Raw genomic sequence first — 15,494 nt, 5'->3', positions numbered from 1 at the left:
GTCGCTGACTCGTTAATCGTGCGCGACAGCGCTCTCAATGGTCATGCGTACATCGCTGGTAACCAGCTCAGCCAGGATATGCCAGGTCGCCAGCGTCTGCGCCACGTCTGCATCGCCACTGTCGCTGATATAGCCTTCATCACGCAGTGTGAGCACCAGTGAGGAGAACACCGCTTTATCAAAGAACTCCGGCGCGTTAATGCCGTGCAACACGCTCAGACGCTGCGCCAGGGTACGGCTCTCTTTTTCCAGCGTGCCACGGTTGATGGTGGGCTTGGCACTCAGGATGGAGAAAGTAATGGCGTAGCGCTGCAGCGTCTCACGTACACCTGCGGCCAGCAGCTGAAGCGTACGGTAACGCGCGGTATTGAACGACAGCAGGCCCGCTTCAATGGTAATCAGCCCCTGACGCGTCAGTTCCTGGCACAAATCAGTGAGCAACTGCGGCAGTTGGTCATTGCTCCAGCGCAGGAACAGTTCACTCTTCAGCATGGGGTAAATCAGACTGACCTGACGCAGCAGTTCGGCTTCGCTCAGATTACGGTGCTGCTGCACAATCGCCGCAATCAGCGCTGGCATCACCAGCATATGATGAATGTTATTACGGTAGTAGGTCATCAGCACGGCCTGCTCGCGCGGCAGAATAATGATGTCACCAATACTGTCTTTCTCACTCTCGAACTTGTTCATGCTAAGGGCATGGTCCAGCAAGGCTTCGGCGGACATGTCTGGCAATGTTGCATCCGGTGAGTAGGGCACATTGCGCAGTAACTGGGTGTAGCACTCCAGTTGCTCAATCAGCTGCTCGCGAGTTAGTGAGCGCTGACGTGAAGCAAGCAGGGCGGTCACGCACAGGTTCATGGCATTCGCCGCGCCGGCTTCATTGATTCGCACCATGATGGTGGCCGCGATATCATTCGCCGTTGGGGTTAACCAACCCGGGCGTTGGGCTTCAATGGGATCGATAGAATCCCGCCATTCAGGAACGCGCTTGTTCAGATAATTTATCAGCGGCAGCGGCTCACCAAAATTCACGTATCCCTGGCCGAGGTTACGCAGCTTGCGCAAGCCGCGCACCATCTGCATAAAGCCTTCTTTCTCTTTAACGGCACCGCGCAGTTCTTTCGCGTAGGTTCCCACTTCCATGACATGTTCATAGCCGATGTAAATAGGCACTAACGTGATAGGGCGCGTACCGCCGCGCAGCATGGCCTGCAGCGTCATGGATAACGTCCCGGTTTTAGGATCCAGCAGTCGGCCAGTACGTGAACGGCCGCCTTCAACGAAGTACTCGACGGAATAGCCGCGGGTAAAAAGCTCGCCCAGATATTCGCGGAAAACGGTGGAGTAGAGCTTGTTGCCCTTAAAGGTACGGCGAATAAAGAAGGCACCCAGACGGCGGAAAATCGGCCCGGCAGGCCAGAAATTCAGGTTAATACCGGCGGCGATGTGCGGCGGTACCAGCCCCTGGTGATACAGCACGTAAGACAGCAGCAGGTAATCCATGTGGCTGCGGTGGCAGGGCACATAAACGATCTCGTGTCCGTCCTGCGCCAACTGACGCACGCGCTCACCGCCGTTCACATTGATACCCTGATAGAGGCGGCTCCAGAGCCAGCCCATTACCCGGTCCGTCACGCGAATGGCTTCATAGGAGAAGTTGGCGGCAATCTCTTCCATCATCTCGATGGCGTTCTGCTGCGCTTTCTCATGGGAAATCTTTTTACTGCGTGCTTCGTCTTCTACCGCTTTTTCAATCGCCTTCGATTGCAGCAGGCGGTTGAACAAATCCTGGCGCGCGGGAAGGCGCGGGCCAACAGCCGCCAGACGCTGACGGGCAAAGTGGATACGGGCAACCCGGGCCAGTTTCTGGGCGATGGATTTATCCGTGCCGTGCTCAGTCGCCATACGACGCAGAGAGACGGTCGGTGAGAAGCGCACAAAACTGTCACGTCCATGCCAGAGCACGGCAAAGAATTTTTGTACGCCGTTAAGCAAGCGCAAATGCGGTGGATTGTCTTCACCCTGCACTTCCCGACCAGGTGCACGACCAAACATAACTGAAACCGGTAACATCTGAATATCAAGCTCAGGATTACTGCGGTGCAGATCAAGATATTCGTGGAAGATTTTTACTGACTCGACGCTGGGCACGAAATAGGGGAACACGCGCGGACCGTCGTGAATAAAGACATGGCGCGGCAACAGGGCCCCGTCAATCTCCAGTGGTGAGAGCGGATCGGGCAGATCGTGCCGGATGCACTGCGCACGCAAAGTGAGGAGATCGGCCTTTGAATCATAAGGCAGGACATACATAATAGGCCGGGTAGGATCCAGCCCATGTTCGGATACGGGATCGGCCGGAATGGCCTTACTCTTTACCAGAAACGAAAGGGGTAAATTCAGTAATTTATAAAAAAGTATACGCCAACCTGACATAGACAATATGAAGCCTCTTGTTAGCAAAGCGGCGCAAGCTTATCAGAAAGCGCAGCAAAAATCTGTGACAGCGACAATTGTGCGCTGCCCAATATTGACGTCAATCCTTTGAAAAGAGTTCCTTTATTATGACAAATAATGCCACCGGCCTTAACCGTATTGTGAAAGCGGCCGGCTATTCATGGCAAGGTCTGCGTGCTGCCTGGCAGCACGAAGCCGCTTTTCGTCAGGAAGCGGTTGCCGCAGTGGTGGCGATTATCCTGGCCTGCTGGCTGGATGTCGATACTGTTTCGCGCATCCTGATGATTGGTTCTGTCGTGCTGGTGATTATTGTCGAAGTCCTGAACAGCGCGATAGAAGCCGTGGTAGACCGCACAGGCCAGGAGCGTCATCCGCTTGCCGGGCGGGCAAAAGACATGGGATCCGCTGCCGTTTTTATCGCAATATTACTGGCCCTTTTTGTCTGGGGAACGCTGCTTTGGTCGCATTTGCGATAAGCGTTCCATCTCGGCTCAAATAACTGATTTTGACCTGAGTTTTGGTTTCCATTTCACCAATACCTGTATATACTCACAGCGACTGTATAAACAACCAGGGGGCGGGATGAAAGCATTAACCAGCAGGCAGCAACAGGTCTACGACTTGATTCGCGACCACATTAATCAAACAGGCATGCCGCCAACGCGTGCAGAAATTGCTGCACAACTCGGTTTTCGTTCGCCCAATGCGGCCGAAGAACACCTGAAAGCACTGGCGCGTAAAGGCGTGATTGAAATTGTCTCTGGTGCGTCCCGCGGTATCCGTTTGTTAATGGAAGAAGAGCCATCAGAGGGCCTGCCGCTGATCGGTCGTGTTGCCGCCGGTGAGCCATTACTGGCCCAGGAACACATTGAAACGCATTACAAAGTGGATCCCGACATGTTCAAGCCTTCAGCGGATTTCCTGCTGCGCGTAAGCGGTATGTCAATGAAAGACATCGGCATCATGGATGGCGATCTGCTGGCCGTTCATAAAACGCAGGACGTGCGCAATGGTCAGGTTGTGGTGGCGCGCATCGATGACGAAGTCACGGTAAAACGCTGGAAAAAGCAGGGTTCTGTGGTGCATCTCTTACCTGAAAACAATGATTTCGAGCCTATCGTTGTTGACACCCGTGCCCAGTCACTGACCGTTGAAGGTCTGGCCGTGGGCATTGTGCGTAACGGTGAGTGGCTGTAAAACCGGTTAAGATTGTCGGCTTTCGTCAATCTTACTATTCCCCTGCTTGTCCTTACTTTTCCGCTGTGGGTTGACCTGAAACCCCGGCGGTTAATCGCACGGATTCACGAATGCGCTTTCTGACGGCTACCGATAAAAAACTGTGGCGGTTAGCGCTGCCCATGATCCTGTCAAATATTACGGTTCCTTTGCTCGGCCTGGTCGATACGGCCGTTATTGGCCATCTCGACAGTCCGATCTATCTGGGCGGCGTCGCCGTCGGCACGACCGTCACCAGCTTTGTCTTCATGTTGCTGCTTTTTCTACGCATGAGCACTACGGGCTTAACGGCACAGGCATTCGGTGCGGGCGATAAGACCGCGCTGGCGCGTGCGCTGACACAGCCACTGATCATCGCCCTGGTGGTCGGCATCCTGTTTATCTTCCTCCGCTATCCCGTCACCGCATTGGCGACCCGCTTTGTCGGTGGGGATCCGTCGGTGCTGGAACAGGCTGCCCTGTTTATTCATATTCGCTGGCTCAGCGCGCCCGCAACGCTGGCTAACCTGGTAATCCTGGGCTGGCTGCTGGGCGTTCAGTATGCCCGGGCACCCGTCATCCTGCTGGTGGTGGGTAATGTCATCAATATCCTGTTAGATCTTTGGTTGGTTCTGGGCCTGCACTGGGGCGTGGCCGGTGCTGCCACCGCCACCGCGCTGGCAGAATACGCGACGTTGCTGGTCGGTATGGCAATGGTGTGGCGCGTATTAAGGCTCCGTGGTATCAGGTTTGATATGCTCGCCCGCAGCTGGCGTGGCGATATTCACCGCCTTCTTCGCCTTAATCGCGATATCTTACTGCGCTCATTGCTCTTGCAGCTCTGCTTTGCCTCGCTGACCGTACTGGGTGCCCGTATTGGCCCGGATGTGGTAGCGGTAAATGCTATCCTTCTGATGTTTATCACTTTTACCGCTTATGCCCTGGACGGCTTTGCCTATGCCGTCGAGGCCTTTGCTGGCGAAGCACACGGGGCAAAAGACGGTAGCCGACTGCAGCAGGTATGGTTGTCTGCCTGTCGCCAGGCCCTGTTAGTGGCGCTGTTTTTCTCGCTGGCCTATGCTTTTTTTGGCTATCAGATCGTGACTTTGCTGACTTCTATTCGTGCACTGCAAGAGGCGGCCGATAGTTTTCTGATTTGGCAGATGGTGTTACCGCTGATCGGCGTCTGGTGCTATCTGCTGGATGGCATGTTTATTGGCGCAACGCGGGGCAGAGAAATGCGTAACAGCATGGCAGTGGCTGCGCTGGGTTACTTCCTGACGCTCACGACACTGCCTTGGCTGGGCAACCATGGTTTGTGGCTGGCTATCGCCGTTTTCCTGGCCCTGCGCGGCTTATCCTTGTGGCTGGTCTGGCGTAAGCACTGGCGTAATGGCACCTGGTTCAATGCCTGACCGCTCAGCCGGAATTATGACGCAGGATACATAATATTTTCATTTTTTCCGGCAATCCTGAGATTACCTACTACAATTAACTTTGAATGGCGCTTATGACCAGCGCTTTATATCGTGATTTTGCTTAACTGCAAGATAATGCGAAACCGAAGGATAACGTGGAGGTCTGCAATGAATAAAGACGAAGCGAGTGGTAACTGGAAACAGTTCAAAGGAAAAATGAAAGAGAAATGGGGCAAGCTGACCGATGATGACATGCAAGTCATTGAAGGTAAACGCGATCAGCTGGTCGGTAAAATCCAGGAACGTTACGGCTACGCAAAAGAAGAAGCGGAGAAGGAAGTAACGGCCTGGGAAGGTTCTAACAAAGATTACCGCTGGTAATCACGCTTTTCAGGGACGCTCCTACCCGGGTCGGTACGCTCATGCCGGCCACCGCACAAGGATGTGCAAACTAGCTCCGCTTACCGCGCTTTTTCCCTTCAGTGTGATGGTCGTGATCACAATGTTCATGCTGTTCACACGCCTCAACTTCAGCACAGTTCTCACATAAACCATGCGCTTCGATCACGCTATTTCTGAGGATAAAATGGGCTTCCTCAGCCAAAGAGGCGATGATCTGCTCCGCGCCCTGAGCCTGCTTTTCGGTCACGCCAGCACAGCGATCGCACACCAGCATAACCGACGTGTGTGCAGGCGCTTCGAAGTGATGGCACATTACGTAGCTGTTATTTGACTCCACCCGATGAATAAATCCCTGCTCTAGCAGGAAATCCAGCGCGCGATAAACGGTGGGCGGTTTTGCCTGTGGCTCGCTAACCCGCAGCTGATCAAGCAGATCATAGGCACTGATTGAGCCAGGCTGTCCGGCCATCAACCTCAGCACTTCTGCTCGCTGTGTTGTCAGGCGGACACCGCGCTGTAAACACAGCTTCTCAGCCTGGGTCATAATTTGCTCTGGCGTCATGGTTGACATGAAAGTTCTCCGCTGGACAGGTGATGTTATCTTATCACAATAATTATGTTGACGCTGAACCTCGCCAGGAGTCCCTAAGCCTGCCTTTTTGGCCGCTTTTCCCCCCTGTTTTCCCCCGGCAACAACCCGCCTGAGACCAGTGTATTTCAGAATGTTTATAGATATTTTTTACTTTTACTTTACATCTCACTGAGTTAAGCACTAATGTTTAAATGTTCTTAATAAAGTGCTGGCTCAGACCGGATTTGCCTGAAGCTTTTCTGGCGGTAACTGCACATATCGGATCGAAAAATAATCAATCCACGGAATTGCGCCACTATTTACTCTGAATTCACAGCAATAAAGCGTTAGCAATCCTCCACAATGGAGCTAACAAACTATTCAGTCGTTAATGTTTTGACGGCAATATTTCAGGTGATGATAAGCAAATGGCAAAATTAACCGTACCACGTTCCGTTCTGGTTTTTCCTGCAGTGTTCAATGCCCTGGTTTTTTCATCTTCCGCGCTGGCCGCAGGAACCTGGTATGATGCCCGTAACGATGCCATGGGTGGAACAGGCGTGGCGTCGTCGACCTACGGATCAGCCGTTCTGGCCAACCCGGCCTTGATGACCAAAGCGAAACCTGATGACGATGTCAGCATCATTATTCCCAGTGCCGGTGCGCAAATCACCGATAAAGACAAGATGGTCGATAAGATCGATAACATCACTGACACAGTGAATCGCTATCAGGATCTGTTCGAAAATGCATCGGGGTTTGAACTGTTGCGGCGCATTCCTGAGATACAGGCCGCGTCAGGCGACTTAGCGAATACGCTCCGGGACTTACGCGGTAACAAAGCTAATGCCACAGCGGGCGTGGCGATCGCCGTAACCATCCCTAACGAAACCCTGCCTTTTGCTTTTGTGACTAAGGCTTACGGTACAGCACATGTACGCGCAAACGTGAAAGAGGGTGACATTGTCATACTGCAGGGCGTTGCTGATGGCAGCTTTGCAGGTATTCCTGGCGGTCCCTTTGGGCTGGCTAATATCCAAAACTTGCTGGGTTCCAGTGCCAATGGGCTGGCTGCACTGAATACGGATTATGGTATTGCCGTTGCGCATGAATTCACCATCGCCGGTCAGCCGGTTTCAATTGGCATTACACCCAAGCTGCAAAAAACCTGGCTGTATAACTATTCCGCCAGCGTCTATAACTACGACAAAAACGATTTACGCGATGGCCGCTACCGCAGCACGGAAAGTGGCTTCAACATTGATGCCGGCATGGCGACAGTGTTTGCTGAAAACTGGACGCTGGGCGTGACCGGACAAAACCTGGTTTCCCGCGATCTGGAAACGAAAGAAGTGAACGGCTACCGCGATACTTACGAAATCCGGCCGTTAGTAACCGCGGGTTTAGCCTGGGATAAAGGTCCCGTTACCCTGACAGGCGATGTTGACCTCACTGAAACCCATCGCTTTAAATCGCAGGAAAACAGCCAGTACGCTGGCGTCGGTGCGGAATACCGTGTACTGGACTGGCTGCAGTTACGTGCTGGTTACCGCGCGGACATGCGTTCGACTGATGAAAACGTAGCCACAGCCGGTTTCGGCCTGTCACCATTCAATAATTCTGTGCACCTGGATCTGGCGGGTTCGGTAGGCCAAAACAATACCTGGGGCGCGATGGCTCAGCTCGGATTTAATTTCTAATCTCCGCCATTCACGGGCGGGCGATACCTTGTCGCCCGCCCTTATGCTATCCTTGCGCAGAATATCATCACTGTTAACCACCGGACCGACTGCGCTTCATGACCGATACTTTTTCATCCCAACGCTTCTCCATTGCCCCCATGCTCGACTGGACTGACCGTCACTGTCGCTATTTCCATCGCCAGCTTACGGCTGACACGCTGCTGTATACCGAGATGGTAACAACGGGCGCGATTATTCACGGCAAAGGCGATTATCTGGCATACAGCGAGCAGGAGCATCCCGTGGCCTTGCAACTGGGCGGCAGCGATCCCGCAGCCCTGGCGCAGTGTGCGGCGCTGGCAGAGCAGCGCGGTTACGATGAGGTGAACCTTAATGTCGGTTGCCCGTCAGATCGGGTACAGAATGGTCGTTTTGGCGCCTGTCTGATGGCGGAAGCTGGCTTAGTGGCTGACGGCATCAAAGCGATGCGCGATGTGGTGGATATCCCGGTAACGGTGAAAACCCGTATCGGCATTGACGATCAGGACAGCTATGCTTTCCTTACCGACTTTATCGGCACGGTTGCCGAACGCGGTGGTTGTGACACCTTTATTATCCATGCCCGCAAAGCCTGGCTTTCCGGACTCAGCCCGAAAGAGAACCGTGAGATCCCACCGCTGGATTACCCACGTGTTTACCAGTTAAAACGCGATTTCCCTCAGTTAACGATTGCGATTAACGGCGGCGTTAAAACGCTTGAAGAAGCGAAAACGCATCTTCAGCATCTGGATGGCGTCATGATGGGCCGCGAAGCCTATCAAAACCCCGGTATCCTCGCACAGGTGGATCGTGAATTATTTGGCCGCGACCGTCCTGCTGTCGATCCGGTTGCGGTGGTGCGCGCGATGTATCCTTATATCGAGGCAGAACTGTCGAAAGGCACCTATCTCGGCCATGTCACGCGCCATATGTTGGGCCTGTTCCAGGGCATTCCTGGTGCACGTCAGTGGCGTCGTCATCTTAGTGAAAATGCGCACAAACCTGGCGCTGACGTCCGCGTGCTGGAGGCGGCGCTGGCGTTGGTCGCCGACAAAATTCCTCAGGAAGCCTAGTTCTGCCAAACCAGCCATCAGGCTGGTTTTTTTAACACCATAATTTGGTGAATTTCATCATCTTTGGTCTGGGGCTATTCTGTTATCTTATTTAAAATCAAAAAGTTAACCTTTGGCACGTTTCTTGTAATAAATAATCTATTGATAACGAGGAGCACCAAAATGGACATACTTTTTGTATTGGGTTTTTTCCTAATGCTGTTATTCACCGGCGTGTCCCTGTTAGGCGTCATTGCTGCCCTGATCGTCGCGACGGTGGTGATGTTTATCGGTGGCGTGTTTGCGCTTATCGTACACGTTCTGCCCTGGCTCATACTGGCGGTGGCAGCGGTGTGGCTTTATCGCCGCTTTTTTACTGATGAAGACACACGTCGACGCAACAGGCTCAAACGCCGCTTCAGCCGACTGGAAAGAGATGGCCGGTACTAAATGTGGGCGAGATCACAGGTTAAGAGATTGCCGGTAAGATAATGGCTGCGGACCATACTTTTTACTTATGTTTTCTGTCAGGATGGCTCGCGTGATTTCATAATCTGTTCATCGCTTCTGCCCCTACATCAGTGCGAATGAAAAATAAAAGAAGGGCTTCCTGCGGGAAGCCCTTTTTATTTCACGGAATTAACAGGCTCGATCCGTGCGTGGCCCGGCTTTCCAGCACCTGATGTGCCTTACTGGCGTCTTTAAGGGCAAATTGTTGCTGTTCTGGCACATCGACCTTAATCGCACCGCTGGCCAGCAAAGAAAACAGCTCAGCGCTGGCTGTCTCCAGTTCCTGGCGATTGGTGATGTAACCAAACAGGGAGGGCCGGGTAACGAACAACGATCCCTTTTTGTTCAGGATACTGAGATCGATATTGGTCACCGGACCCGAAGCATTACCAAAGCTCACCATCAGCCCCTGACGGCGTAGACAGTCTAGCGAGGCCTCCCAGGTCGCTTTACCCACGGAGTCATATACCACGCCAACCTTTTCGCCTGCGGTCAGTTCCATGACGCGCTGGGCAATATCTTCTTGCTGGTAGTTAATGGTGGCCCAGGCGCCGGCGTTTTTTGCCCGCGCCGCTTTTTCTGGAGAGCCGACGGTGCCAATCAGGTGTGCGCCAAGCGCTTTCGCCCATTGGCAGGCAATCAGCCCAACCCCACCGGCCGCCGCATGAAACAGGAACGTTTCATCCGGTTTTACCTTGTAGGTCTGACGAAGCAGATACTGTGTGGTCAGGCCTTTGAGGAAACTGGCGGCTGCCTGCTCAAAGCTAATTGCGTCTGGTAACAGCATCAGACGCTCTTCAGCTACATTATGGCGTTCACTGTAAGCGCCCAGCGCCGCCTGGCAATATACGACGCGATCGCCGGGCGTAAAGCGCGTAACGGCCGAACCGACGCGGGTGACGACACCGGCCGCCTCGGTGCCCAGCCCCGAGGGAAAATGGCCCGTTGGATACAGACCGCTGCGCACGTAGGTATCAATATAGTTAATGCCAATCGCGCGATTCTCTACCTGGATTTCATGCTCGGTGGGATCGGCAAGCTCAAAATCGACCCAGTTTAAGACCTCGGGACCGCCGTGTGCGTTGAACTGAATACGCTTTGCCATTCTTACTCCTGTGATTGTTTCATCATGAGGGTGAGGCGCGCCCCTTAACTGAGGTATACTTGCGCGTCCCCACAGAAGATCGGTAATGCATTCACTATGGCAGGAAATAAACCCACCAACAAATCGAACGAAACGCAGGATCGCCAGTTGGAAGGCGTGAAAATGCCCCCGCATTCGCTGGAAGCGGAACAGTCGGTACTGGGTGGGTTAATGCTGGATAACGAGCGCTGGGACAATGTGTCCGAACGCGTCGTGGCTAATGATTTCTTTAATCGCTCGCACCGTCTGATTTTTTCCGAGATGCAGCGCCTGCTGGAAAACAGTAAGCCAATCGATCTGATCACCCTGTCAGAATCGCTCGAAACGCGGGGCGAACTGGAAATGGCAGGCGGTTTCGCCTATCTGGCTGAGCTGGCCAAAAATACGCCCAGTGCTGCGAACATCGGCGCTTATGCCGATATCGTGCGCGAACGCGCCGTGGTGCGCGAAATGATCGCCGTGGCAAACCAGATCGCCGATGCCGGTTACGATCCACAAGGGCGCAGCAGTGAAGATCTGCTGGATTTTGCTGAGTCGAACGTATTTAAGATTGCAGAGGCGCGGGCCAATAAAGATGACGGCCCAAAGAACATCGAGCAGATTCTTGAAGCGACCGTTTCTCGCATTGAGTCGCTGTATCAGACGCCGCATGATGGTGTCACCGGAGTGGATACCGGCTACCAGGACCTGAATAAGAAAACCGCCGGGCTTCAACGGTCAGACCTGATTATTGTGGCTGCCCGTCCGTCTATGGGGAAAACCACCTTTGCCATGAACCTGTGCGAAAATGCCGCGATGTTGCAGGACAAGCCGGTTCTGATCTTCAGTCTGGAAATGCCCAGCGAGCAGATCATGATGCGTATGCTGGCTTCCTTGTCGCGCGTGGATCAAACGCGTATCCGTACCGGCCAGCTCGACGATGAAGACTGGGCGCGGATTTCAGGCACCATGGGCATCCTGCTGGAAAAGAAGAATATGTATATCGATGATTCTTCTGGCCTGACGCCAACCGAAGTGCGTTCGCGCGCGCGTCGTATCTACCGTGAGAACGGTGGACTGAGCCTGATTATGATCGACTACCTGCAGCTGATGCGCGTCCCGGCACTGTCAGATAACCGTACGCTGGAAATCGCGGAGATTTCGCGTTCACTCAAAGCGCTGGCAAAAGAGCTGAATGTGCCGGTGGTGGCCTTATCCCAGTTAAACCGCTCTCTGGAGCAGCGCGCAGATAAACGCCCGGTGAACTCCGATCTGCGTGAATCCGGATCGATCGAGCAGGATGCCGACTTGATCATGTTTATCTATCGCGATGAGGTCTACCACGAAAACAGCGATCTTAAAGGGATTGCCGAGATCATCCTGGGTAAGCAGCGTAACGGCCCCATTGGTACCGTTCGCCTCACTTTTAACGGTCAGTGGTCGCGTTTCGATAACTACGCTGGGCCGCAATACGACGACGAGTAATGCTGCTGTGTGCCGACATGCACGATCTGTGCATGTCGGCCCCCGCCGTGCGAAATAGTGTTGGACAAGCCTGCAGATAATCGGGTTATCTGTAGTAAAGCAACACTTTACGCGATGGAAACAGCATGACTCATGTAGACGATTACGATCTGAAAATCCTCACTCTGTTACAATCCAATGGCCGCCTTACTAATCAGGAACTCAGTGATTTAGTGGGTCTTTCTGCATCGCAATGCTCACGCCGCCGTATCAACCTTGAACAGGCAAACCTTATTCTTGGCTATCATGCGCGTTTGTCGCCCGACGCCGTCGGTCTTGGCATGGTTGGGCTAATCGAAGTGCGCCTGATCAACCATACTGCAGACTATGTTGAGAGCTTTCATCAAATGGTGGAACGGGAAGAGGCCATTGTTGATGCTTATAAAACCACCGGCGATGCCGACTATCTGCTTAAAGTCGCGGTAGCTGACTTAGCCTCGCTCAGTGCCTTAATCAGTCAGCTTTTAGCCGGGCACCAGAGCGTTTCCCATGTCAAAACGTCGGTCGTGCTAGGCAGACTGAAAGAGAATGGCCTGATGATGAGTGCGGAACCGGCTGCGCGCCAAAAAAGCGCATGATGTGCCATTTTGGTGCAGATTAAACGCGATAAACTGCCTGGTTTTGCGCTATCTGTGCATAAAATAAGTCGGTATTGCACGAAAGCACCCGCCCGGACGGGCGAAAACGGTGATCTTCTGTCAACCTGTTGCCAGCGCAGCCCGGCTGGCGCAGTTATTGCATCAGTGCGTCATTACCCGTACTGAGACAGCATCATGGATAACATTGTACAACCCGCTCATATTCCCCACTCTCGTCTTGAAGATGCGCTTGCAATTCTGCTCGGCACGTTAATGGTGTCGTTCGGCGTGATTATGCTGAAGCAGGCGGGCGCGCTGACCGGCAGCACGGCAGGCCTCGCGTTTTTAATCAGCTACCTGTCGCCGATGTCTTTTGGCAGCGCCTTTTTTCTCATTAACATCCCGTTTTACTGGCTGGCCGTAAAACGGATGGGCTGGGAATTTACCCTGAAAACCTTCAGCGCCGTCGGGCTGGTGTCGCTTTTTACCCACCTGCACCCGCTGTTTATGCATTTTTCCGCGCTGAATCCTTTTTATGCGGCATTGTTCGGTAACGTCATCATGGGGATTGGGTTTATAGTGTTGTTTCGTCACAAAGCCAGCCTGGGTGGAATCAATATTCTGGCGCTGTGGTTACAGGATCGTTTCGATATCCGCGCCGGTAAACTGCAAATGGCGGTAGATACCTGCGTCGTGCTGGCGTCACTTTTTGTCGTCAGCCTGCCAATGTTGCTCGCGTCTGTGGCAGGCGCGGTGGTGCTTAATGTGATTATCGCAATGAACCATCGCCCCGGGCGGTACAGGGTTTAGTGGCCCCTTTTATTTCTAGACCAACCATGGAGATCTGCACCGTGTTCCAAAACGTTGATGCCTATGCTGGCGACCCTATTTTGTCGCTGATGGAAGCCTTTAAACAGGACCCGCGCGAGCATAAAGTGAACCTGAGTATTGGGCTTTATTACAACGAGCAAGGCATCATTCCTCAGCTACAGGCCGTGGCCGATGCTGAGGAACAGTTGCGTGCCGAGCCGCAGCAGGCGTCGCTTTATCTGCCAATGGAAGGATTGAGTACCTACCGCAACGCGATTGCCCCGTTGTTATTTGGTGCCGATCATCCGGTGCTAAAAGCGGGCCATGTGGCATCCATCCAGACATTAGGCGGTTCGGGCGCGCTGAAAGTGGGCGCGGATTTCCTCAAGCGCTATTTTCCGCAGTCAAACGTCTGGGTTAGCGATCCGACCTGGGAGAACCATGTTGCCATTTTTAGCGGTGCCGGTTTTGAGGTGAAGACCTATCCCTGGTACGATCCTGAAACTAACGGTGTCCGTTTTGATGCCTTCCTCAACACGCTGAAAACCTTACCAAAGCAGAGCATCGTGCTGTTGCATCCGTGCTGCCACAACCCAACCGGCGCCGACCTGACCAATGCTCAGTGGGACGAAACCGTCGCGGTGTTGAAAGCGCAGGAACTGATCCCGTTTCTCGATATCGCCTATCAGGGCTTCGGTGCCGGAATGGAAGAGGATGCTTACGCGATGCGTGCGGTTGCTGCCGCGGGCCTGCCTGCGCTGGTCAGCAACTCCTTCTCGAAAATTTTCTCGCTCTACGGCGAACGCGTCGGTGGGTTGTCCATCGTGTGCGACAGCGCTGAAGAGTCCAGCCGAGTTCTGGGTCAGTTAAAAGCGACCGTGCGTCGCAACTACTCCAGCCCGCCGAATTTTGGTGCGCAGGTTGTGGCAAGTGTCCTGAACGACGCGGCTTTAAAGGCAAACTGGCTGGCAGAAGTGGAAGCGATGCGTCTGCGTATTATCGACATGCGTCAGGCGCTGGTACAGGTGCTGAGCACGGCATTACCGGGCAAGCGCTTCGACTACCTGTTAAAGCAACGCGGCATGTTCAGCTACACCGGCCTGAGCGCGCAGCAGGTGGATCGTCTGCGCGAAGAGTTTGGTGTGTATCTGGTCGGCAGCGGTCGTATGTGCGTGGCTGGCCTCAACAGTAAAAACGTTCACCAGGTTGCAGAAGCGTTCGCCGCGGTCATGTAATTTACGGCCGTCACAGGTTCTGGCCGCCAGCATTGTCTGGCGGCTTTTTTATTTTCAGGCTTCGGGTTTACCTTTGCGCCACATTCTGCACACTTAAATGGTCTGACAGATTCAGGGAAAAAATTATGTGGCATCAACAAACGTTGGTCTTAAGCGCGAAATCTCGTGGTTTTCATCTGATCACGGACGAAATCGTGCAGCAGTTGACGGGATTACGTGATATCAGAACGGGACTGGTGCATTTGCTGTTGCAACATACTTCAGCCTCACTGACGTTGAATGAAAACTGCGATCCTACGGTTCGACGTGATATGGAGCAGCATTTCATGCGCCACGTCCCGGAAGACGCACCTTATCAGCATGACTATGAAGGTCGTGACGATATGCCCGCGCACATTAAATCGTCCAGTCTCGGCGTATCGCTGACATTGCCCGTGCAGCGCGGTCAGCTGGTATTAGGCACCTGGCAGGGGATTTGGTTGGGTGAGCATCGCATTCACGGCGGTGCCCGGCGTATCGTTGCCACCTTACAAGGGGAATGATAATGAATAATTCGGAGTTACTGACCTATTGCATGAACAAACCTGGCGCCGAACAGAGCGTACACAGCGACTGGAAGGCCACGCAGATCAAAAGCAACGGCGTACTGTTTGCCATGGTTCACGAGGTAAAAGGGCGTCCAGCGGTATCGTTAAAGTCGACGCCTGCGCTGGCCGAGCTGATGCGGGAAGAGCACAGCGATGTGTTCCCCAGTGAACACCTGAATAAATCCCACTGGAATACGCTGTTTCTGGACGGCACGTTAAAAGATTCGCAAATCTATTATCTGGTGGACGCCTCTTTTCAGCAGGCTGATGCCGGACGATAACTGCCCT

The 15,494-nt window shown here is 53.4% G+C and carries 16 protein-coding genes; 13 read left to right on the top strand and 3 right to left on the bottom strand.

The features are described from left to right. Positions 1-12: 12 nt before the first annotated feature. Complete coding sequence (plsB, locus tag ACPXSQ_RS17245) at positions 13-2,439, bottom strand: glycerol-3-phosphate 1-O-acyltransferase PlsB (RefSeq protein WP_014595060.1); 2,427 nt, start codon at positions 2,437-2,439, stop codon at positions 13-15. Positions 2,440-2,567: 128 nt separating this feature from the next. Between plsB and ACPXSQ_RS17240 the strand changes: the two genes are divergently transcribed. The 4 genes from ACPXSQ_RS17240 to ACPXSQ_RS17225 all read left to right on the top strand — a co-directional run bounded on the left by ACPXSQ_RS17240 (position 2,568) and on the right by ACPXSQ_RS17225 (position 5,474). Further along, positions 2,568-2,936, top strand: coding sequence for a diacylglycerol kinase (locus ACPXSQ_RS17240; RefSeq protein WP_013024155.1), 369 nt, complete (start codon positions 2,568-2,570; stop codon positions 2,934-2,936). A gap of 106 nt (positions 2,937-3,042) precedes the next feature. Then, a complete protein-coding gene (gene lexA, locus ACPXSQ_RS17235; protein WP_014595061.1) occupies positions 3,043-3,657 on the top strand; it encodes a transcriptional repressor LexA in 615 nt (204 codons plus the stop codon). Between the two features lie 110 nt (positions 3,658-3,767). Then, the gene (dinF, locus tag ACPXSQ_RS17230; protein WP_013024157.1) at positions 3,768-5,090 is read left to right on the top strand and encodes an MATE family efflux transporter DinF; all 1,323 of its coding nucleotides are present in this window, start codon (positions 3,768-3,770) and stop codon (positions 5,088-5,090) included. 171 nt (positions 5,091-5,261) lie between these two features. After that, positions 5,262-5,474: a CsbD family protein gene (locus ACPXSQ_RS17225; RefSeq protein WP_014606944.1), complete on the top strand. Its 213-nt coding sequence runs from the start codon at positions 5,262-5,264 to the stop codon at positions 5,472-5,474. 70 nt (positions 5,475-5,544) lie between these two features. Here the strand turns inward: ACPXSQ_RS17225 and zur are convergent, their stop codons facing one another. After that, positions 5,545-6,066 carry a zinc uptake transcriptional repressor Zur gene (zur, locus tag ACPXSQ_RS17220; RefSeq protein ID WP_013024159.1) on the bottom strand — a complete coding sequence of 174 codons (522 nt, stop codon included), beginning with the start codon at positions 6,064-6,066 and terminating at the stop codon, positions 5,545-5,547. Between the two features lie 428 nt (positions 6,067-6,494). Here zur and ACPXSQ_RS17215 point away from each other — a divergent pair, with 428 nt between their 5' ends. The 3 genes from ACPXSQ_RS17215 (at position 6,495) to pspG (ending at position 9,289) form a co-directional block, all read left to right on the top strand. Continuing rightward, on the top strand, positions 6,495-7,766 hold the full coding sequence (locus ACPXSQ_RS17215) for a conjugal transfer protein TraF (protein ID WP_013024160.1): 1,272 nt from the start codon (positions 6,495-6,497) through the stop codon (positions 7,764-7,766). Between the two features lie 98 nt (positions 7,767-7,864). Further along, positions 7,865-8,860 carry a tRNA dihydrouridine(20/20a) synthase DusA gene (gene dusA, locus ACPXSQ_RS17210; RefSeq protein ID WP_013024161.1) on the top strand — a complete coding sequence of 332 codons (996 nt, stop codon included), beginning with the start codon at positions 7,865-7,867 and terminating at the stop codon, positions 8,858-8,860. Between the two features lie 162 nt (positions 8,861-9,022). Continuing rightward, on the top strand, positions 9,023-9,289 hold the full coding sequence (gene pspG, locus ACPXSQ_RS17205) for an envelope stress response protein PspG (RefSeq protein WP_014606942.1): 267 nt from the start codon (positions 9,023-9,025) through the stop codon (positions 9,287-9,289). 181 nt (positions 9,290-9,470) lie between these two features. Here the strand turns inward: pspG and ACPXSQ_RS17200 are convergent, their stop codons facing one another. Beyond that, complete coding sequence (locus tag ACPXSQ_RS17200) at positions 9,471-10,454, bottom strand: quinone oxidoreductase (RefSeq protein WP_014606941.1); 984 nt, start codon at positions 10,452-10,454, stop codon at positions 9,471-9,473. Positions 10,455-10,550: 96 nt separating this feature from the next. Here ACPXSQ_RS17200 and dnaB point away from each other — a divergent pair, with 96 nt between their 5' ends. From dnaB to ACPXSQ_RS17170, 6 genes are all read left to right on the top strand, one after another. Beyond that, positions 10,551-11,957: a replicative DNA helicase gene (gene dnaB / locus ACPXSQ_RS17195; RefSeq protein ID WP_013024164.1), complete on the top strand. Its 1,407-nt coding sequence runs from the start codon at positions 10,551-10,553 to the stop codon at positions 11,955-11,957. A gap of 125 nt (positions 11,958-12,082) precedes the next feature. Further along, complete coding sequence (locus ACPXSQ_RS17190) at positions 12,083-12,574, top strand: Lrp/AsnC family transcriptional regulator (RefSeq protein WP_013024165.1); 492 nt, start codon at positions 12,083-12,085, stop codon at positions 12,572-12,574. Positions 12,575-12,769: 195 nt separating this feature from the next. Next, the gene (locus tag ACPXSQ_RS17185) at positions 12,770-13,384 is read left to right on the top strand and encodes a YitT family protein (protein WP_013024166.1); all 615 of its coding nucleotides are present in this window, start codon (positions 12,770-12,772) and stop codon (positions 13,382-13,384) included. Positions 13,385-13,425: 41 nt separating this feature from the next. Continuing rightward, positions 13,426-14,619: an amino acid aminotransferase gene (locus ACPXSQ_RS17180; RefSeq protein ID WP_426144170.1), complete on the top strand. Its 1,194-nt coding sequence runs from the start codon at positions 13,426-13,428 to the stop codon at positions 14,617-14,619. Between the two features lie 125 nt (positions 14,620-14,744). Further along, on the top strand, positions 14,745-15,161 hold the full coding sequence (locus ACPXSQ_RS17175) for a secondary thiamine-phosphate synthase enzyme YjbQ (RefSeq protein ID WP_014606939.1): 417 nt from the start codon (positions 14,745-14,747) through the stop codon (positions 15,159-15,161). Between the two features lie 2 nt (positions 15,162-15,163). Next, entirely contained in the window at positions 15,164-15,487 is a 324-nt protein-coding gene (locus ACPXSQ_RS17170) for an MmcQ/YjbR family DNA-binding protein (protein WP_014606938.1), read from the top strand. Positions 15,488-15,494: the final 7 nt, after the last annotated feature.

The organism is Pantoea sp. EEL5 (genome assembly GCF_049892805.1).
In the GTDB taxonomy this organism is placed as follows: domain Bacteria; phylum Pseudomonadota; class Gammaproteobacteria; order Enterobacterales; family Enterobacteriaceae; genus Pantoea; species Pantoea ananatis.
Note: the sequence above shows the minus strand (reverse complement) of the source record. Positions and strands in the feature narration are given on the sequence as shown.